We start from the raw sequence: 12,847 nt of genomic DNA on the forward strand, positions 1-12,847 counted from the left end.
TTGCAATGGGCAAGCGACAACGATTTGCACTTCATCGAATGCGGCCTGATCGACGGCGTGAGCTGGATCCACGGACTGGGTTACCAACCGCATGTCGCGCTCTACGAGGATCCCGTCCTCTTGCGTCGCAAGATGGAGCGCTACGGCGTGCGCTTTTCGCAGGTCGATGCGGCCTATCCGCTGTCTGGCGAGGACGGGCCGCTTAGAGGTGTGCCCTATGTGCTGAAGTCGATTGCCTGGGCAGCGCAGGCCGGCAGCCCCTGTGTCGACACGACGGACGGGCTCCACATGCCGCCCGGACTGACCGAAGAAGAGTCGATGGCGCTGATGAAGCGTAGCTACGAAAAGATCGTCGAAGTCGCCGAAGCACACGAGATCGTCGTCAACATCGAGCCCCATGGTCATTTCACGACGCGTCCGGAATTCATGGAGCGCATGCTCGCCTTTGCAGACAGCAAGTGGCTGCGCATGAACATGGACACCGGCAACACGTTCATCGCCGGGCAGGAACCGCCGCAGTTTCTGTCGCGGTTCATCGACAGGGTGTCCCATGTCCATCTGAAGGACGTGTCGCCGTCGCTGGCAGCGGCCGCCCGCGGCGGACAAACCGGGATCGCGGTCAGCCATTGCGCGCTCGGCGATGGCGTCAATGCCGAGAACATCAAGGCTTGCCTCGCCACGCTTCGCGACCATGGCTACGACGGTGTGCTCAGCCTCGAATGTGAAGGCGCCGCTGGCCCGATGATCGAAACGTCACTGGCCTGGATCCGCGCGACCTGTCGCGATCTCGGCATCTCTTTGAATTGAGCGCCCCATGAAGCTTGGTATCAATCTCCTTTGCCTGACCGATTTCGTCGAGGAGAGGCATCTCGGCAACATCGGCCGGTTGCGCGATCTAGGCTATGACGGCGTCGAAGTGCCGGTTCTGTCGGGCAAGGTAAGTCATTACGAACGCCTGGGCCGCGAACTGGACGGGCTCGGCCTTGGCCGGTCCACCACATCGATCGTCCCGACGCCTGAGGCAAGCCCCGTCAGTTGCGATGCCGACGTGCGGGCGCGGGGGCGCGCCCATCTCGACTGGGCGCTTGACTGCGCCATCGCCCTTGGCGCCGAAAGCATGGGTGGGCCGTTTCACGCGCCGATCGGCTTCTTCACCGGGCGGGGCGCCAGCGAAGACGAGCTGAAACATGGGGCCGACGCGCACCATGCGCTCGCAGAGCGGGCCGCGGCCAACGGCATGCATTTGAGCCTCGAGCCACTCAATCGTTTCGAGACCTATTTTCTCAACACGATGGAGCAGGCGCGTGCCTATGTGGATCGCGTGGCACATCCTGCCTTCAAGATCATGTACGACACCTTCCATGCCAATGTGGAGGAACGTCGGCCGGAGGCGGCGATCCGGCTGATCGGCCAGGATATCGGTGTCTTCCATGTCTCCGAGAATGATCGCGGCATACCGGGGCGCGGGCATATCGACTTTGCGGCGATGTTCACGGTGTTGAAGGAGATCGGCTATGACGGTTGGCTGACGCTTGAGGCATTCGGCGCCGGGCTGCCGGCGATCGCGACGGCGACCCGCGTCTGGCGGCCGCTGTTTCCCGATTTCGATACGCTCTTTTCCGAGAGCGCGACATTCATCCGCAAGACATGGGCTGCAGCATGAACACGCAACATCCCGCCATCGAGATGCGCGGTATCACCAAGAGTTTCCCCGGCGTCAAGGCGTTGAAAAGCGTCAGCTTCTCCGCCCATTGCGGCGAGGTCCATGCGCTGGCGGGGGAGAACGGCGCCGGCAAGTCGACGCTGATGAAGATCCTCTCCGGCGTCTATCGGCCGGACGCAGGCGCGGTTGTCGTGAACGGCGAAGAACGGCATTTCACGCATCCGCTGGCGGCGATCCGGGCGGGCATTGCCGTCATTTATCAGGAATTCTCCCTGCTGCCCGAGCGAACCGTCGCACAGAACATCTTCCTTGGCCGCGAGCCGACGCGTCGCGGTCTGATCGACCACAGGGCGATGAACGACGAAGCGCGGCGCGTGCTTGCGCTGTTCGGCTCGGCGCACCGGATCGAGCCGAGCACTGTGGTCGCCGACCTCGACGTCGCCAGCCAGCAACTGGTCGAGATCGCCAAGGCGGTGTCGCTCGAGGCAAAGGTGATCGTGATGGACGAGCCGACGGCAGCGCTGAACGAGGCCGAATGCGAGGTGCTCTTCTGTCTCGTCGACACCCTGAAGAAGAGCGGTGTGGCCATCGTCTACATCACCCACCGCATGCCTGAAATCACGCGGTTGGCCAATCGTGTGACCGTTCTCAAGGATGGCGAGGTGGCGGTTTGCTTCGACCATGTACCTGAGCCGGAGGCGATCGTGCGGGCGATGGTCGGCCGCGACCTTGGCGATTTCTATGCGGAGCCGGCCGCACCGCAGGAGATCGGCGACGTCGTGCTCTGCGTCAGCAATGCCGGAAACGACCGGCTGAAAAACGTGTCCTTCGAGCTAAGCGCCGGTGAGATCGTCGGCTTTTCCGGCTTGCAAGGGGCAGGGCGCGTTGCGCTCGCGCAGGCAATATTCGGCCTTTCTCCCTTCACCGAGGGCAAGATCACCCTTGCCGGTAAGCCGGCGCGGTTTGCCAGTCCGCGCGAGGCGATCCACGCCGGGGTCGGGCTGCTACCGGGCGATCGCAAGGCCGAAGCGCTGGTGTTGATGCAATCGGTCGTCGACAACGGGATGCTGACGTCCCGCGCGCTCTCCTCCCTTTCCGGCAATGCCAATGCGACGTCATTCGCCTCGACGGAAGCGATGGAAAAGCTGCTGCGTGAACTCGACGTGCGTGCCGGCAGCTTTGCCCAGGACATCAAGGCGCTGTCGGGGGGCAACCAGCAGAAAGCCATCGTCGCGCGCTGGCTGGCGCTGGCGCCCCGGCTGTTGATCTTCATCGAGCCGACACGCGGGATCGACGTCAATGCCAAGGCCGGGATCTACCACCTGATGCGCGATCTCGCGCGCAAGGGCACGGCCATCATGATGGTCTCGTCCGATCTTCCGGAGGTTCTCGGCGTATCCGACCGCGTCCTTGTGATGCGGAATGGCGAACTCGTCGCGGCGTTTTCGCGTGGGGTCAGTGAGGCCGACGTGATGTTGGCGGCAACCGGCGAGGAGGCGGTGGCAGCATGAACAAGGCAAGTCTCATCCGGCGTCCGGCCTGGCGCATGGAACACTACGCGCCGGCGCTGCTGCTCGGGCTGGCCGTCCTCATCTATGTCGCGATTGGGCTCAGCCTAGGCCTTACACGCTTCCTGACGCTGGAGGCGACCGTCTCCATCCTCAACCGGTCCATCGCGCTCGGCATCACCGCCGTCGGGCAGACCTTCACCATCCTGGTCGGTTCGATCGACCTGTCGGTGGCCCATCTCATCTCGGCCTCGGCCGTGGTGTCCTCCGCGATCATGAACGGCGATCCGGCGATGATGGTGCCGGCGGTTGTTGCGGTGCTCGTCATGGGGGCGGTGGTCGGCACGCTCAACGGGCTCCTGATCACCCGCCTCGACGTCAACCCGCTGATCGCGACGCTCGGCATGGCACTGATCATTCAGGGCTGTCTTGCCTCCTTTCATGGCCGGTTCGGCGGTTCGGTGCCGGATGCGTTCCAGTATTTTGCCTATGGCGAGGTGCTCGGGCTACCGGTCAGCCTGATCGTCCTGGCGCTGCTCGTCCTTGGCGCATGGATCGTGCTGCGCTTCACGCGCTTCGGCTCCAACATCTATTCGGTTGGGGGCAACCGCGACACGGCGCGCGCCGCTGGCATCAATACGACGCGGGTCGTGATGGCGAGCCACATCATCTGCAGCCTTTGCGCAGCGCTCGCCGGCCTCTACCTGGCCAGCCGCCTCAAATCCGGCTCGCCCTGGATCGGCACGGAGGGCGCTTACGATCTGGAATCGATCGCCGTCGTCGTCATCGGCGGCACGATCCTTGCCGGCGGCAAAGGCGGGATCTGGGGCACGGTCGCCGGCGTGATCATCTTCTCGCTGATCGATTCCATCTTCAATCTCGCCGGCATCGACGCCTTCGCCAAGCAGGTGATGCGCGGCATCATCATCGTCGCCGCCGTCGCCTTCTACGCAGTCCGTTCAAAGAGGATAGTGGCATGATCCAGGAAACCGTCGGCTCCGCAAAGACGCGCGGCGTGGCAAGCGTTGGGCGGCTGCCGAAGATCAATCCCGTCTTCTTCGTGCTGGCAGCCCTTCTCGTTGCCATCACGTTTTCGAACCCGAACTTCATCGAGCCCACCGGCTACATGAATTTCCTGAAGCGTGCCGCTCCTCTCGCCATCCTCGCGGCCGGCCAGATCTACGTCATCGTGTCCGGCGGCTTTGACTTATCCGCAGGCTCGCTCATCACGCTGACGGTTGTCGGCTCGTCGATGCTGCTCGACAACAGCGCCGATGCGACCTGGTGGGTGATTGCGGTCATGTATGCGGTGGGGCTTGCCGTCGGCGTGGTCAACAGCATGGTCGTTTCCTACCTCCGGGTGCCGTCATTGATCGCGACGCTCGGCATGATGATCACGCTCAACGGTGCTGCCTTCATGTGGTCGAGCGGTTCGCCGCGCGGCTATCTGCCGGAGACGTTCCGCTTCTTCGGGCGCGCCAGCCTTCAGGGCATTCCGCTCATCCAGTTCGTGCCGGTCGCATTGCTGGTGCTATTGGTCGTCGGCTCCGTTCTGTTCTGGCTGATGCATCGCACCAATCTCGGGCGCATGCTGCACGCGCTCGGCGACAATCCGCGGGCGGCGCAGATGTCGGGTGTGCCGATCGTGAGGGTGCGCATCATCGCTTTTGTCGCCTCGTCGCTGAGCGCGGTGACGGCCGGCATCCTGCTCGGTGGATTTGCAGGCGTATCGACCGATGTCGGTGTCGGCTACGAGCTTCAGGCGATCACCGCCTGCGTCATCGGCGGCGCGCAGCTTCTCGGCGGCCGCGGCTCCGTTTCGGCCTCGATTGCAGGCGCGCTGACGCTGACCGCCATCTTCACGCTGCTCAATTTCATCGGACTGCCGAAGCCGACGCGCGATGTCGTCCAGGGCCTGATCCTGATCGCCGCAGTCGTGCTTGCCACCTACCGGCGCAACCGCGCCGCCGGGACCTGATTTCGCCGGCCTCAAGCCGTCGGGAGGAACTGAAAAATCATGATCAATGGGAGTGAGACATGAAAAGATTGCTGACCGCCGCCCTTTCGGCGGCACTCGTCGCCGGCACGGCGCATAGCCAACAGCTGAACTTCGACGATACCGCCGAGTTCGACAGGCAACGGACGCTGCTGACGGCCAAGGCCAATGGCCCGGAAGGGGAGCCCTGGGAGCAGTACTACGGCGACCAGATGGCCGACACCGCAAAATACAAGAAGCCAGGTCCCTACACGATCTGCTTCTCGAACGCCGGCGTGAACAATGCATGGCGGGTAACCGGCTGGACGAACATGCAGGCCGAAGTGAAGCTCCATCCGGAGATCAAGGAGCTTATTCACGTCGATGCCGAAGGGTCCGACGACAAGCAGATCGCCGACATCGACGACCTCATCAATGGCGGCAAGTGCTCGGCCCTGATCGTCTCGCCGAATACGACCGCAGCCCTGACGCCGGCGGTCGAAAAAGCTTGTGCCAAGTTGCCGGTGATCGTCTTTGACCGCGGCGTCAACACCAAGTGCCCGGTCACCTTCATCCACCCGGTCGGCGGTTACGGCTTCGGTATCCAGGCAGGCGAGTTCGTGGCGGCCACGGCACCGGCGGGGGCCGACGTCCTGATGCTGCGGATCGTGCCGGGTGTCGATGTTCTCGAGACCCGCGCGTCCGCGGCCAAGCGCATTTTCAAGGAGACCGGCCTGAACGTCATCGGCGAGGAATTCACCGAGGGCGACAATGCCAAGACCAAGTCGATCGTCGAAGATTACCTGCAACGCGGCAAGATCGATGCGGTCTGGATGGATGCGGGTGCGACGGCGGTTGCAGCCCTCGAAGCCTTCGAGGATGCCGGCCTGCCGCCTCCGATCATTACCGGCGAGGACCAGCAGGACTTCCTGGTCAAGTGGAAGTCGGAAGGCTTCAAGGCGATAGCGCCAACCTATCCGACCTACCAATGGCGCACGCCGATCATCGCGGCAGTGAAGGTGCTGCAGGGAGAGGCCGTGCCCGGCCCGGAATGGGTCATGCCGCAGCCGGCGATCACGGCAGAAACGCTCGACCAGTATGTCGACGCCAAGATGCCGCCGCTGCATCACGCTATGTGCGGCTGCGAGAAGCTGCCGGACTATCCCGCCGCCTGGGGTGGAAAGTAAGCTTGGAGACCGAGCCGCCTGCGGCTCGGTCTTAACTCCTCAACTGAGTAGCCCGGCTTTCTCAACGTTTTGGGCGGCCTTCGGCGGACGACCGAAACGTCCAATCGCTACGGCCGTGACAACAGCATCGAAATGCCCTGTCCGACGCCGATGCACATGGTGGCAATCGCACGCTTCGAACCCTGCGCCTCAAGCTCCAGGGCCGCGGTGAGGGCCAGACGCGCGCCGGACATGCCGAGCGGATGGCCGAGCGCGATGGCGCCGCCGTTCGGATTGACGTGGGGCGCATCGTCGGCCAGTCCAAGCTGCCGCATGCAGGCGAGCGCCTGTGCGGCAAAGGCTTCGTTCAACTCGACGATATCGATGTCGCTGATGCCGAGACCAAAACGCTCCAGCAGCTTTCGCGTCGAAAAGACCGGACCGATGCCCATGATGCGCGGCGCGACACCGGCCGTTGCCATGCCGTCGACGCGGGCCAACGGCTGAAGTCCGTAACGCTCGACCGCGCCGGCCGAGGCGAGAATGAGCGCGGCAGCACCATCGTTGACGCCGGAAGCATTGCCGGCGGTCACCGTGCCATTGGCGCGGAAGGGCGTCGGCAGGCTGCCGAGCTTTTCGATCGTGGTCTCGCGCGGATGTTCATCCTGTTCGATCCATGTCGTCTCGCCCTTGCGTCCCCTGATCGCATAGGGGGCGCCCTCGCGGGCGAAGCGCCCACTCTTTTGCGCAGCTGCCGCGCGCGCCTGGCTGCGCAGCGCAAAGACGTCCTGGTCTTCGCGCGAAATGGAAAACTCGGCGGCGACGTTTTCGGCGGTCTCCGGCATCGAGTCGATGCCGTATTGGTCCTTCATCAGCGAATTGACGAAGCGCCAGCCGATGGTGGTGTCGTGGATCTCGGTGCTGCGCTGGAACGGGCCTTCCGCCTTCGGCATGACGAAAGGCGCGCGTGACATGCTTTCGACGCCGCCGGCGACCATGATCTCGGCTTCGCCCAGCCTGATCGCGCGGGCAGCGTAGCCGACAGCGTCCAGACCGGAACCACAGAGCCGGTTGATCGTCGTTCCCGCAACCGTCTGCGGTAGCCCGGCGAGCAAGGCGGCCATGCGGGCAACGTTACGATTATCCTCGCCGGCCTGATTGGCACAGCCAAGCACGACTTCGTCGATCGCTTCGGCCGGAACGGATGAAACGCGCGCCAACGCCTCGCGGATCACATGCGCTGCCAGATCGTCCGGGCGGGCGCTCGACAGCGCACCGCCGTAGCGGCCGATCGGCGTGCGGACGCCGCCGATGATATAGGCTTCAGCCATGAGATTTATCCTTTGCTTTGCCCGGCGGCGAACATCGGCCCACCCTTGTGCGCGGGAAATCCGTAGCCGTTGATCATCACCAGATCGATGTCGCCGGGACGCGCGGCAATGTCTTCGGCGAGCAGCGCGTTACCTTCGTCGTGCATGGTGTCCAGAAGCCGGCTCACGATCTCGTCAGAATCAAAGGCGCGCGGCGTGATGCCCTTGGCTGCCCGCGCCGCCTCGATTACCGCCGTGACGTCAGGATCGACGATGCGCTTACCATCGGGATAGGCGTACCAGCCGCGGCCACTCTTGCGGCCGAGACGGCCGGCCTCGCAGAGCCTGTCGGCGATTTCGACATAGCGTGCGGCAGGATCGCGGGTCGCGGCCTGTCGCTTGCGCCGTGCCCAGGCGATCTCGAGCCCGGCCATGTCGTTGACGGCGAAGATGCCCATCGGAAAACCATAGGCCTCGAGCGCGGCGTCGATCTCGTGCGGGAGTGCTCCATCCTCCAACATGAACTCCGCTTCGCGGCGATAGGCCGAGAAGATGCGGTTGCCGATGAAGCCTTCGGTGACGCCGGTTACGACCGGCAGCTTGCCGAGCCGTTTGACGAAGGCGAGTGCCGTCGCCAGCACGTCAGGCGCCGTCTCTGCACAGTCCACGACTTCGACGAGCCGCATCACGTTGGCGGGCGAAAAGAAATGCAGGCCCACGACGCGCGAGGGATCGCCGGTAGCCGCCGCGATCGCATCGGGGTCGAGATAGCTGGTGTTGGTCGCGAGAATGGCGCCAGGCGCGACGATGTCGTCGAGCTTCTGAAACAGCTCCGTCTTGACCATGAGGTCGTCGAACACCGCTTCGATGACGAGTTCGGCCTCCGCGAGTTCCGCCGCTTTCGCCGTCGTCTGCAGTCGCGCCAGGCATTCGTCGCGTCCATCAGCAGTCAGTCGTCCGCTACGTACGGTCTTCTCCAGCGTCTCGGCGATGCGCGCCCGCCCGCCGGCGGCCGCTTCCTCCGTCTGCTCCATCGCGATCACACGGTAGCCGGACGTCAGGGCCGAGACGGCGATGCCGGACCCCATCAGCCCAGTGCCGACCACGCCGACAGTCACGATCGGCCGAGGCGAAACCTTGTCAAGTCCCTCGACCTTGCCGGCGGCGCGCTCGGCAAAGAACACATGCCTGAGGGCTGCTGACTCGGCGGAATCGCGAAGCCTTAAGAAGGTCGCGCGTTCCTCAGCCAGTCCCTGTTTCAGATCGAGTTCGCCGGCTGCCTTGATGAGGCGAACGGCTTCAGTGGGCGCGGCCTGGCCACGAGCTCGCGCCAGAACCTTCGCTTCCACCGCGCCGACGGCTTCGCCGTCCGCAGGCAGAACCGCGATCATGCCGGTCCGACGAAGCGGCTTGCCGGCCTGTTCCTTTGCGAAAGCCAGCGCAGCAGCGACGGGATCGGCGGCAAGGCTGTCGGCAAGGCCAAGCGCCACGGCTTCGGCGCCCTTGACGGCACGCCCGGTTCCGATGAGTTCGATCGCCGCGATCATGCCGATCAGGCGCGGCAGACGCTGCGTCCCGCCGGCGCCCGGGACAAGGCCGAGCTTGACTTCGGGCAGGCCGAACGATGCCTTCTCGCCGGCGATGCGGCCGTGGCAGGCAAGCGCTACCTCGCAGCCACCGCCAAGGGCAGCGCCGTTGACGGCGGCGATGACAGGTTTGTCGAAGGTCTCGATACGCTCGATCACCTCAGGCAGCACCGGTTCGATCGGCGGCTTGCCGAACTCCCGGATATCCGCGCCGCCGATGAAGGTGTTGCCGGCGCCGCTGATGACGAGAGCGGCAATCGCCGGCTGCTCGGCAACATGATCGAGCGCCGCCGTCAGGCCGGACCGGACATGCGCGGAGATCGCGTTGACGGGCGGGTTGTCAATGGTAACGACGAGAACATTGCCTTCGAGGCGGGCAGACACGCTCTCGGAAAATCGGATCTCGGACATGCTGCCAAACCTCAATCGGGGACGACGGCGGTGGCCTGGATCTCGATCTTGGCGCGGTCCTCGACGAGCGACACCACCTGCATCGCCGCCATCGCCGGGAAATGCCGGCCGATGGTCTCGCGATAGGCCTGGCCGATGCCGCGCAGATTGCCGACATATTCCTGCTTGTCGGTGAAGTACCAGGTCATGGTGGTGATGTGCTGCGGCTCGGCGCCGCCGGCCGCAAGCACGGCAACGACGTTCTTGAGAGTCTGGCGCACTTGCTCGACGAAATCGTCGGTCTCGAACTCGGACTGCGCATTCCAGCCGATCTGGCCGCCGACGAAGACAGTGCGGCCCTTAGCCGAAACGCCGTTGGAATAGCCGATGGGCTTAGCCCAGCCTTCAGGTTGCAGGATGGTGTGCATCGGTCGTCTCCAGATGTTGTGTCAGCGCGGCGCGGATATCGTCCGGCCAGGCGAAAGAAGCGTGCGTGTCGAGCGAGGTGGCAACGACCCGCTGTTTTGCTGTCCAGAGCACGGTGCCTTTCGCCGAGACCGTGTGCTCCATGTCGAGCGATGAGCGGCCGATGCCCGCGACCTTGAGCGCGAAATCCAGTTCGTCGCCCTGGAAGCCCGGGCGAGAGAAAGTGAGATCGAGGCGCACCGTCGGCACGCCGATCCGCCGCTCGTCGTTCATGGCTTTCCAGGGAAAGCCGAGAGACGCAAAGAAGTCCTCCGTCACCCCGACGAGAATGTTGAGGTAGGACGGGAAATAGGCGATCCCCGAGGGGTCGCAGTCTCCGAAGCGCAGCGGTCTCCTGGTCCTGAACATTTGTGCCGGACCTCAGTTCGCAAAGGCGGCAATGCCGGTGATGGCACGGCCGAGGATCAGCGCATGGATGTCGTGGGTGCCCTCATAGGTGTTGACCACTTCGAGATTGACGAGATGGCGAGCGACAGGAAACTCGTCCGAAATACCGTTGCCGCCGAGCATGTCGCGCGCCGCTCGGGCGATCTCCAGCGCCTTGCCGCAGGAGTTGCGCTTGAGGATCGAGGTCAGCTCGACCGGCGGATTGCCTTCATCCTTCATGCGCCCGAGGCGCAGGCAGCCCTGCAGGCCAAGGGCGATCTCGGTTGCCATGTCCGCGAGTTTCTTCTGGATCAGTTGGTTGGCGGCGAGCGGCCGGCCGAACTGCTTGCGGTCGATCACGTATTGCCGCGCCGTCTCGTAGCAGGACTCGGCTGCACCGAGTGCGCCCCAGGCGATGCCGAAGCGCGCGGAGTTGAGGCAGGTGAAGGGGCCCTTCAGGCCGGTCACATCAGGAAGCATGTTTTCGTCCGGCACGAAGACCTCGTCCATGACGATCTGACCGGTGATCGAGGCTCGCAGGCCCACCTTGCCATGGATCGCCGGGGCGCTCAGACCCTTCCAGCCCCTTTCGAGAATGAAGCCGCGGATCAGACCATCCGATGTCTTTGCCCAGACGACGAAGACATCGGCGATCGGCGCATTGGAGATCCAGGTCTTGGAACCCGACAGCAGATAGCCGCCATCGACCTTGCTAGCCTTCGTGATCATCGATCCGGGATCGGAACCATGGTCCGGTTCGGTGAGGCCGAAGCAGCCGACTTTGGTGCCGGCAATCAGTCCCGGCAGATATTTGCGCTTCTGCGCTTCGCTGCCGAAGGTGTAGATCGGCACGATGACGAGCGAAGACTGCACGCTCATCATCGAGCGGTAGCCGCTGTCGATGCGCTCGACCTCGCGGGCGATCAGGCCGTAAGAAACATAGTTGAGGCCGGCGCCGCCGTATTCCTCCGACACCATCGGACCCAGCAGGCCAAGCTCGCCCATCTCGGCGAAGATCGACGGATCGGTCTTTTCGTGGCGGAACGCCTCCTGGACGCGCGGGGCTAACCGGTCTTCGGCATAGCTTTGCGCGGTGTGCCGCACCATGCGTTCCTCTTCGCTCAACTGCCCATCCAGGTTGAACGGATCCTGCCAGTCGAATGACGCCTTCGAACCATGCATGTTCGACATCCCCTCGTTATCGTCCCGTGCCCTTCATCAGCTCGCGGCCGATGATGAGTTTTTGAACTTCGGTCGCGCCCTCGTAGATCCTGAGCGCGCGGATCTCGCGATAGAGCCGCTCGGTGATCTCGCCGACGCTCACGCCGCGGCCACCGAAGAGCTGCAGCGCTTGGTCGATCACCCATTGCGCGTTCTCTGTCGCCGTCATCTTCGCCATTGCCGCTTCGCGTGTCGTCGGCCGCTTCTGCACGTCGCGCTGCCAGGCGGTGCGGCCGGTCAGCAGGGCTGCCGCGTCAATCGCGGTCGCCATCTCGCCGAGCGTGCTTTGCGCCGTCGGCAGGTCGGCAAGCGTCGCGCCAAACATCTTGCGGTTTTTCGCGTGCGCCACCGCCTCGTCGAGCGCGCGGCGGGCAAAGCCGATTGCGGCGGCAGCCACGGAGGGGCGGAAGATGTCGAGTGTGCGCATGGCGATCTTGAAGCCTTCGCCAGGCGTGCCCAAAAGCTGTGAGGCTGGGATGCGGCAATCGTCGAAGCGAAGCCGGGCAAGCGGATGCGGCGCGATCGTCTCGATGCGCTCGGCGATCGTGAAGCCCGGCGTATCGGCAAAGACCACGAAGGCCGAAATGCCGCGCGTGCCGGGCGCCTCGCCGGTGCGGGCAAAGACGGTATAGACGTCGGCTATACCGCCGTTCGATATCCAGGTCTTTTCGCCGTCGAGCACGAAGTGATCGCCGTCGCGGCGCGCAGCGCACTCCATCGCCGCGACATCAGAGCCGGCCTCGGGTTCGGAAAGCGCAAAGGCGGAGATCCATTCGCCGCGCGCGACCTTGGGCAGGACGGCCTGCTTCAATGCCTCGGAGCCGGACAGGCTGATTGCACCGGTGCCGAGGCCCTGCATAGCGAAGGCAAAATCGGCAAGCCCGTCTGTGTAGGCGAGCGTTTCGCGGATCAGGCACAGCGACCGGCTGTCGATCTCTTCGCTCGCACCCCCGAATGCCTTCGGGACGCAATGACGAAGCACGCCTGCGGCGCCGAGCGCTGCGACCAGCCGCTTGCAGGCGGCATCGACATCGGCGTGATTGACGTTGCCCAGGCCACCGCTTGCTATGAAACCGTCCAGCTTCACCGCGAGCGCACGGTGGCTGTCATCGTAAAACGGCCAATCGAGATGATCGCGGGTCGGTGCGCCTATGGCGGTATTAGGGGAACCCATGC

The 12,847-nt window shown here is 64.2% G+C and carries 12 protein-coding genes; 6 read left to right on the forward strand and 6 right to left on the reverse strand.

Annotated elements, in window-relative coordinates:
- The 6 genes from IB267_RS20130 to IB267_RS20155 are packed head-to-tail and all read left to right on the forward strand — an operon-like array spanning position 1 to position 6,333.
- Positions 1-807: a sugar phosphate isomerase/epimerase gene (locus IB267_RS20130; protein ID WP_192449166.1), complete on the forward strand. Its 807-nt coding sequence runs from the start codon at positions 1-3 to the stop codon at positions 805-807.
- A 7-nt stretch (positions 808-814) separates the two neighbouring features.
- On the forward strand, positions 815-1,663 hold the full coding sequence (locus tag IB267_RS20135) for a sugar phosphate isomerase/epimerase (RefSeq protein ID WP_192449167.1): 849 nt from the start codon (positions 815-817) through the stop codon (positions 1,661-1,663).
- Positions 1,660-3,174 (forward strand): sugar ABC transporter ATP-binding protein, encoded by a 1,515-nt coding sequence (locus tag IB267_RS20140; RefSeq protein ID WP_192449168.1) that lies wholly within the window; start codon positions 1,660-1,662, stop codon positions 3,172-3,174. The genes IB267_RS20135 and IB267_RS20140 overlap by 4 nt, the downstream gene beginning before the upstream one ends.
- On the forward strand, positions 3,171-4,151 hold the full coding sequence (locus tag IB267_RS20145; protein ID WP_192449169.1) for an ABC transporter permease: 981 nt from the start codon (positions 3,171-3,173) through the stop codon (positions 4,149-4,151). Before IB267_RS20140 ends, IB267_RS20145 begins: the two co-directional genes overlap by 4 nt.
- Positions 4,148-5,149 carry an ABC transporter permease gene (locus tag IB267_RS20150; protein WP_192449170.1) on the forward strand — a complete coding sequence of 334 codons (1,002 nt, stop codon included), beginning with the start codon at positions 4,148-4,150 and terminating at the stop codon, positions 5,147-5,149. Before IB267_RS20145 ends, IB267_RS20150 begins: the two co-directional genes overlap by 4 nt.
- Before the next feature lie 59 nt (positions 5,150-5,208).
- Entirely contained in the window at positions 5,209-6,333 is a 1,125-nt protein-coding gene (locus IB267_RS20155; protein WP_192449171.1) for a substrate-binding domain-containing protein, read from the forward strand.
- Between the two features lie 107 nt (positions 6,334-6,440).
- Here IB267_RS20155 and pcaF read toward each other — a convergent pair whose 3' ends face one another.
- Genes pcaF through IB267_RS20185 form a run of 6 tightly spaced genes read right to left on the reverse strand, consistent with a single transcriptional unit; the run spans position 6,441 to position 12,845 of the window.
- On the reverse strand, positions 6,441-7,643 hold the full coding sequence (gene pcaF, locus IB267_RS20160) for a 3-oxoadipyl-CoA thiolase (protein WP_192449172.1): 1,203 nt from the start codon (positions 7,641-7,643) through the stop codon (positions 6,441-6,443).
- Between the two features lie 5 nt (positions 7,644-7,648).
- Positions 7,649-9,619 (reverse strand): 3-hydroxyacyl-CoA dehydrogenase NAD-binding domain-containing protein, encoded by a 1,971-nt coding sequence (locus IB267_RS20165; RefSeq protein ID WP_192449173.1) that lies wholly within the window; start codon positions 9,617-9,619, stop codon positions 7,649-7,651.
- A gap of 11 nt (positions 9,620-9,630) precedes the next feature.
- A complete protein-coding gene (locus tag IB267_RS20170) occupies positions 9,631-10,026 on the reverse strand; it encodes a RidA family protein (protein WP_043612409.1) in 396 nt (131 codons plus the stop codon).
- Complete coding sequence (locus IB267_RS20175; protein WP_192449174.1) at positions 10,004-10,432, reverse strand: thioesterase family protein; 429 nt, start codon at positions 10,430-10,432, stop codon at positions 10,004-10,006. The genes IB267_RS20170 and IB267_RS20175 overlap by 23 nt, the downstream gene beginning before the upstream one ends.
- A gap of 12 nt (positions 10,433-10,444) precedes the next feature.
- Entirely contained in the window at positions 10,445-11,632 is a 1,188-nt protein-coding gene (locus tag IB267_RS20180; RefSeq protein WP_192449175.1) for an acyl-CoA dehydrogenase, read from the reverse strand.
- 16 nt (positions 11,633-11,648) lie between these two features.
- Positions 11,649-12,845, reverse strand: coding sequence for an acyl-CoA dehydrogenase family protein (locus IB267_RS20185; protein ID WP_192449176.1), 1,197 nt, complete (start codon positions 12,843-12,845; stop codon positions 11,649-11,651).
- Positions 12,846-12,847 lie beyond the last annotated feature (2 nt).

Source organism: Ensifer sp. ENS09 (assembly GCF_014852425.1).
Lineage (GTDB): Bacteria > Pseudomonadota > Alphaproteobacteria > Rhizobiales > Rhizobiaceae > Ensifer.

Bases quoted from the DNA above. Each gene is read 5' to 3' on its own strand.
- IB267_RS20135 (WP_192449167.1), top strand. From the start codon at position 815: ATGAAGCTTGGTATCAATCTCCTTTGCCTGACCGATTTCGTCGAGGAG.
- IB267_RS20140 (WP_192449168.1), top strand. From the start codon at position 1,660: ATGAACACGCAACATCCCGCCATCGAGATGCGCGGTATCACCAAGAGT.
- IB267_RS20145 (WP_192449169.1), top strand. From the start codon at position 3,171: ATGAACAAGGCAAGTCTCATCCGGCGTCCGGCCTGGCGCATGGAACAC.
- IB267_RS20150 (WP_192449170.1), top strand. From the start codon at position 4,148: ATGATCCAGGAAACCGTCGGCTCCGCAAAGACGCGCGGCGTGGCAAGC.
- IB267_RS20155 (WP_192449171.1), top strand. From the start codon at position 5,209: ATGAAAAGATTGCTGACCGCCGCCCTTTCGGCGGCACTCGTCGCCGGC.
- pcaF (WP_192449172.1), bottom strand. From the start codon at position 7,643: ATGGCTGAAGCCTATATCATCGGCGGCGTCCGCACGCCGATCGGCCGC.
- IB267_RS20165 (WP_192449173.1), bottom strand. From the start codon at position 9,619: ATGTCCGAGATCCGATTTTCCGAGAGCGTGTCTGCCCGCCTCGAAGGC.
- IB267_RS20170 (WP_043612409.1), bottom strand. From the start codon at position 10,026: ATGCACACCATCCTGCAACCTGAAGGCTGGGCTAAGCCCATCGGCTAT.
- IB267_RS20175 (WP_192449174.1), bottom strand. From the start codon at position 10,432: ATGTTCAGGACCAGGAGACCGCTGCGCTTCGGAGACTGCGACCCCTCG.
- IB267_RS20180 (WP_192449175.1), bottom strand. From the start codon at position 11,632: ATGCATGGTTCGAAGGCGTCATTCGACTGGCAGGATCCGTTCAACCTG.
- IB267_RS20185 (WP_192449176.1), bottom strand. From the start codon at position 12,845: ATGGGTTCCCCTAATACCGCCATAGGCGCACCGACCCGCGATCATCTC.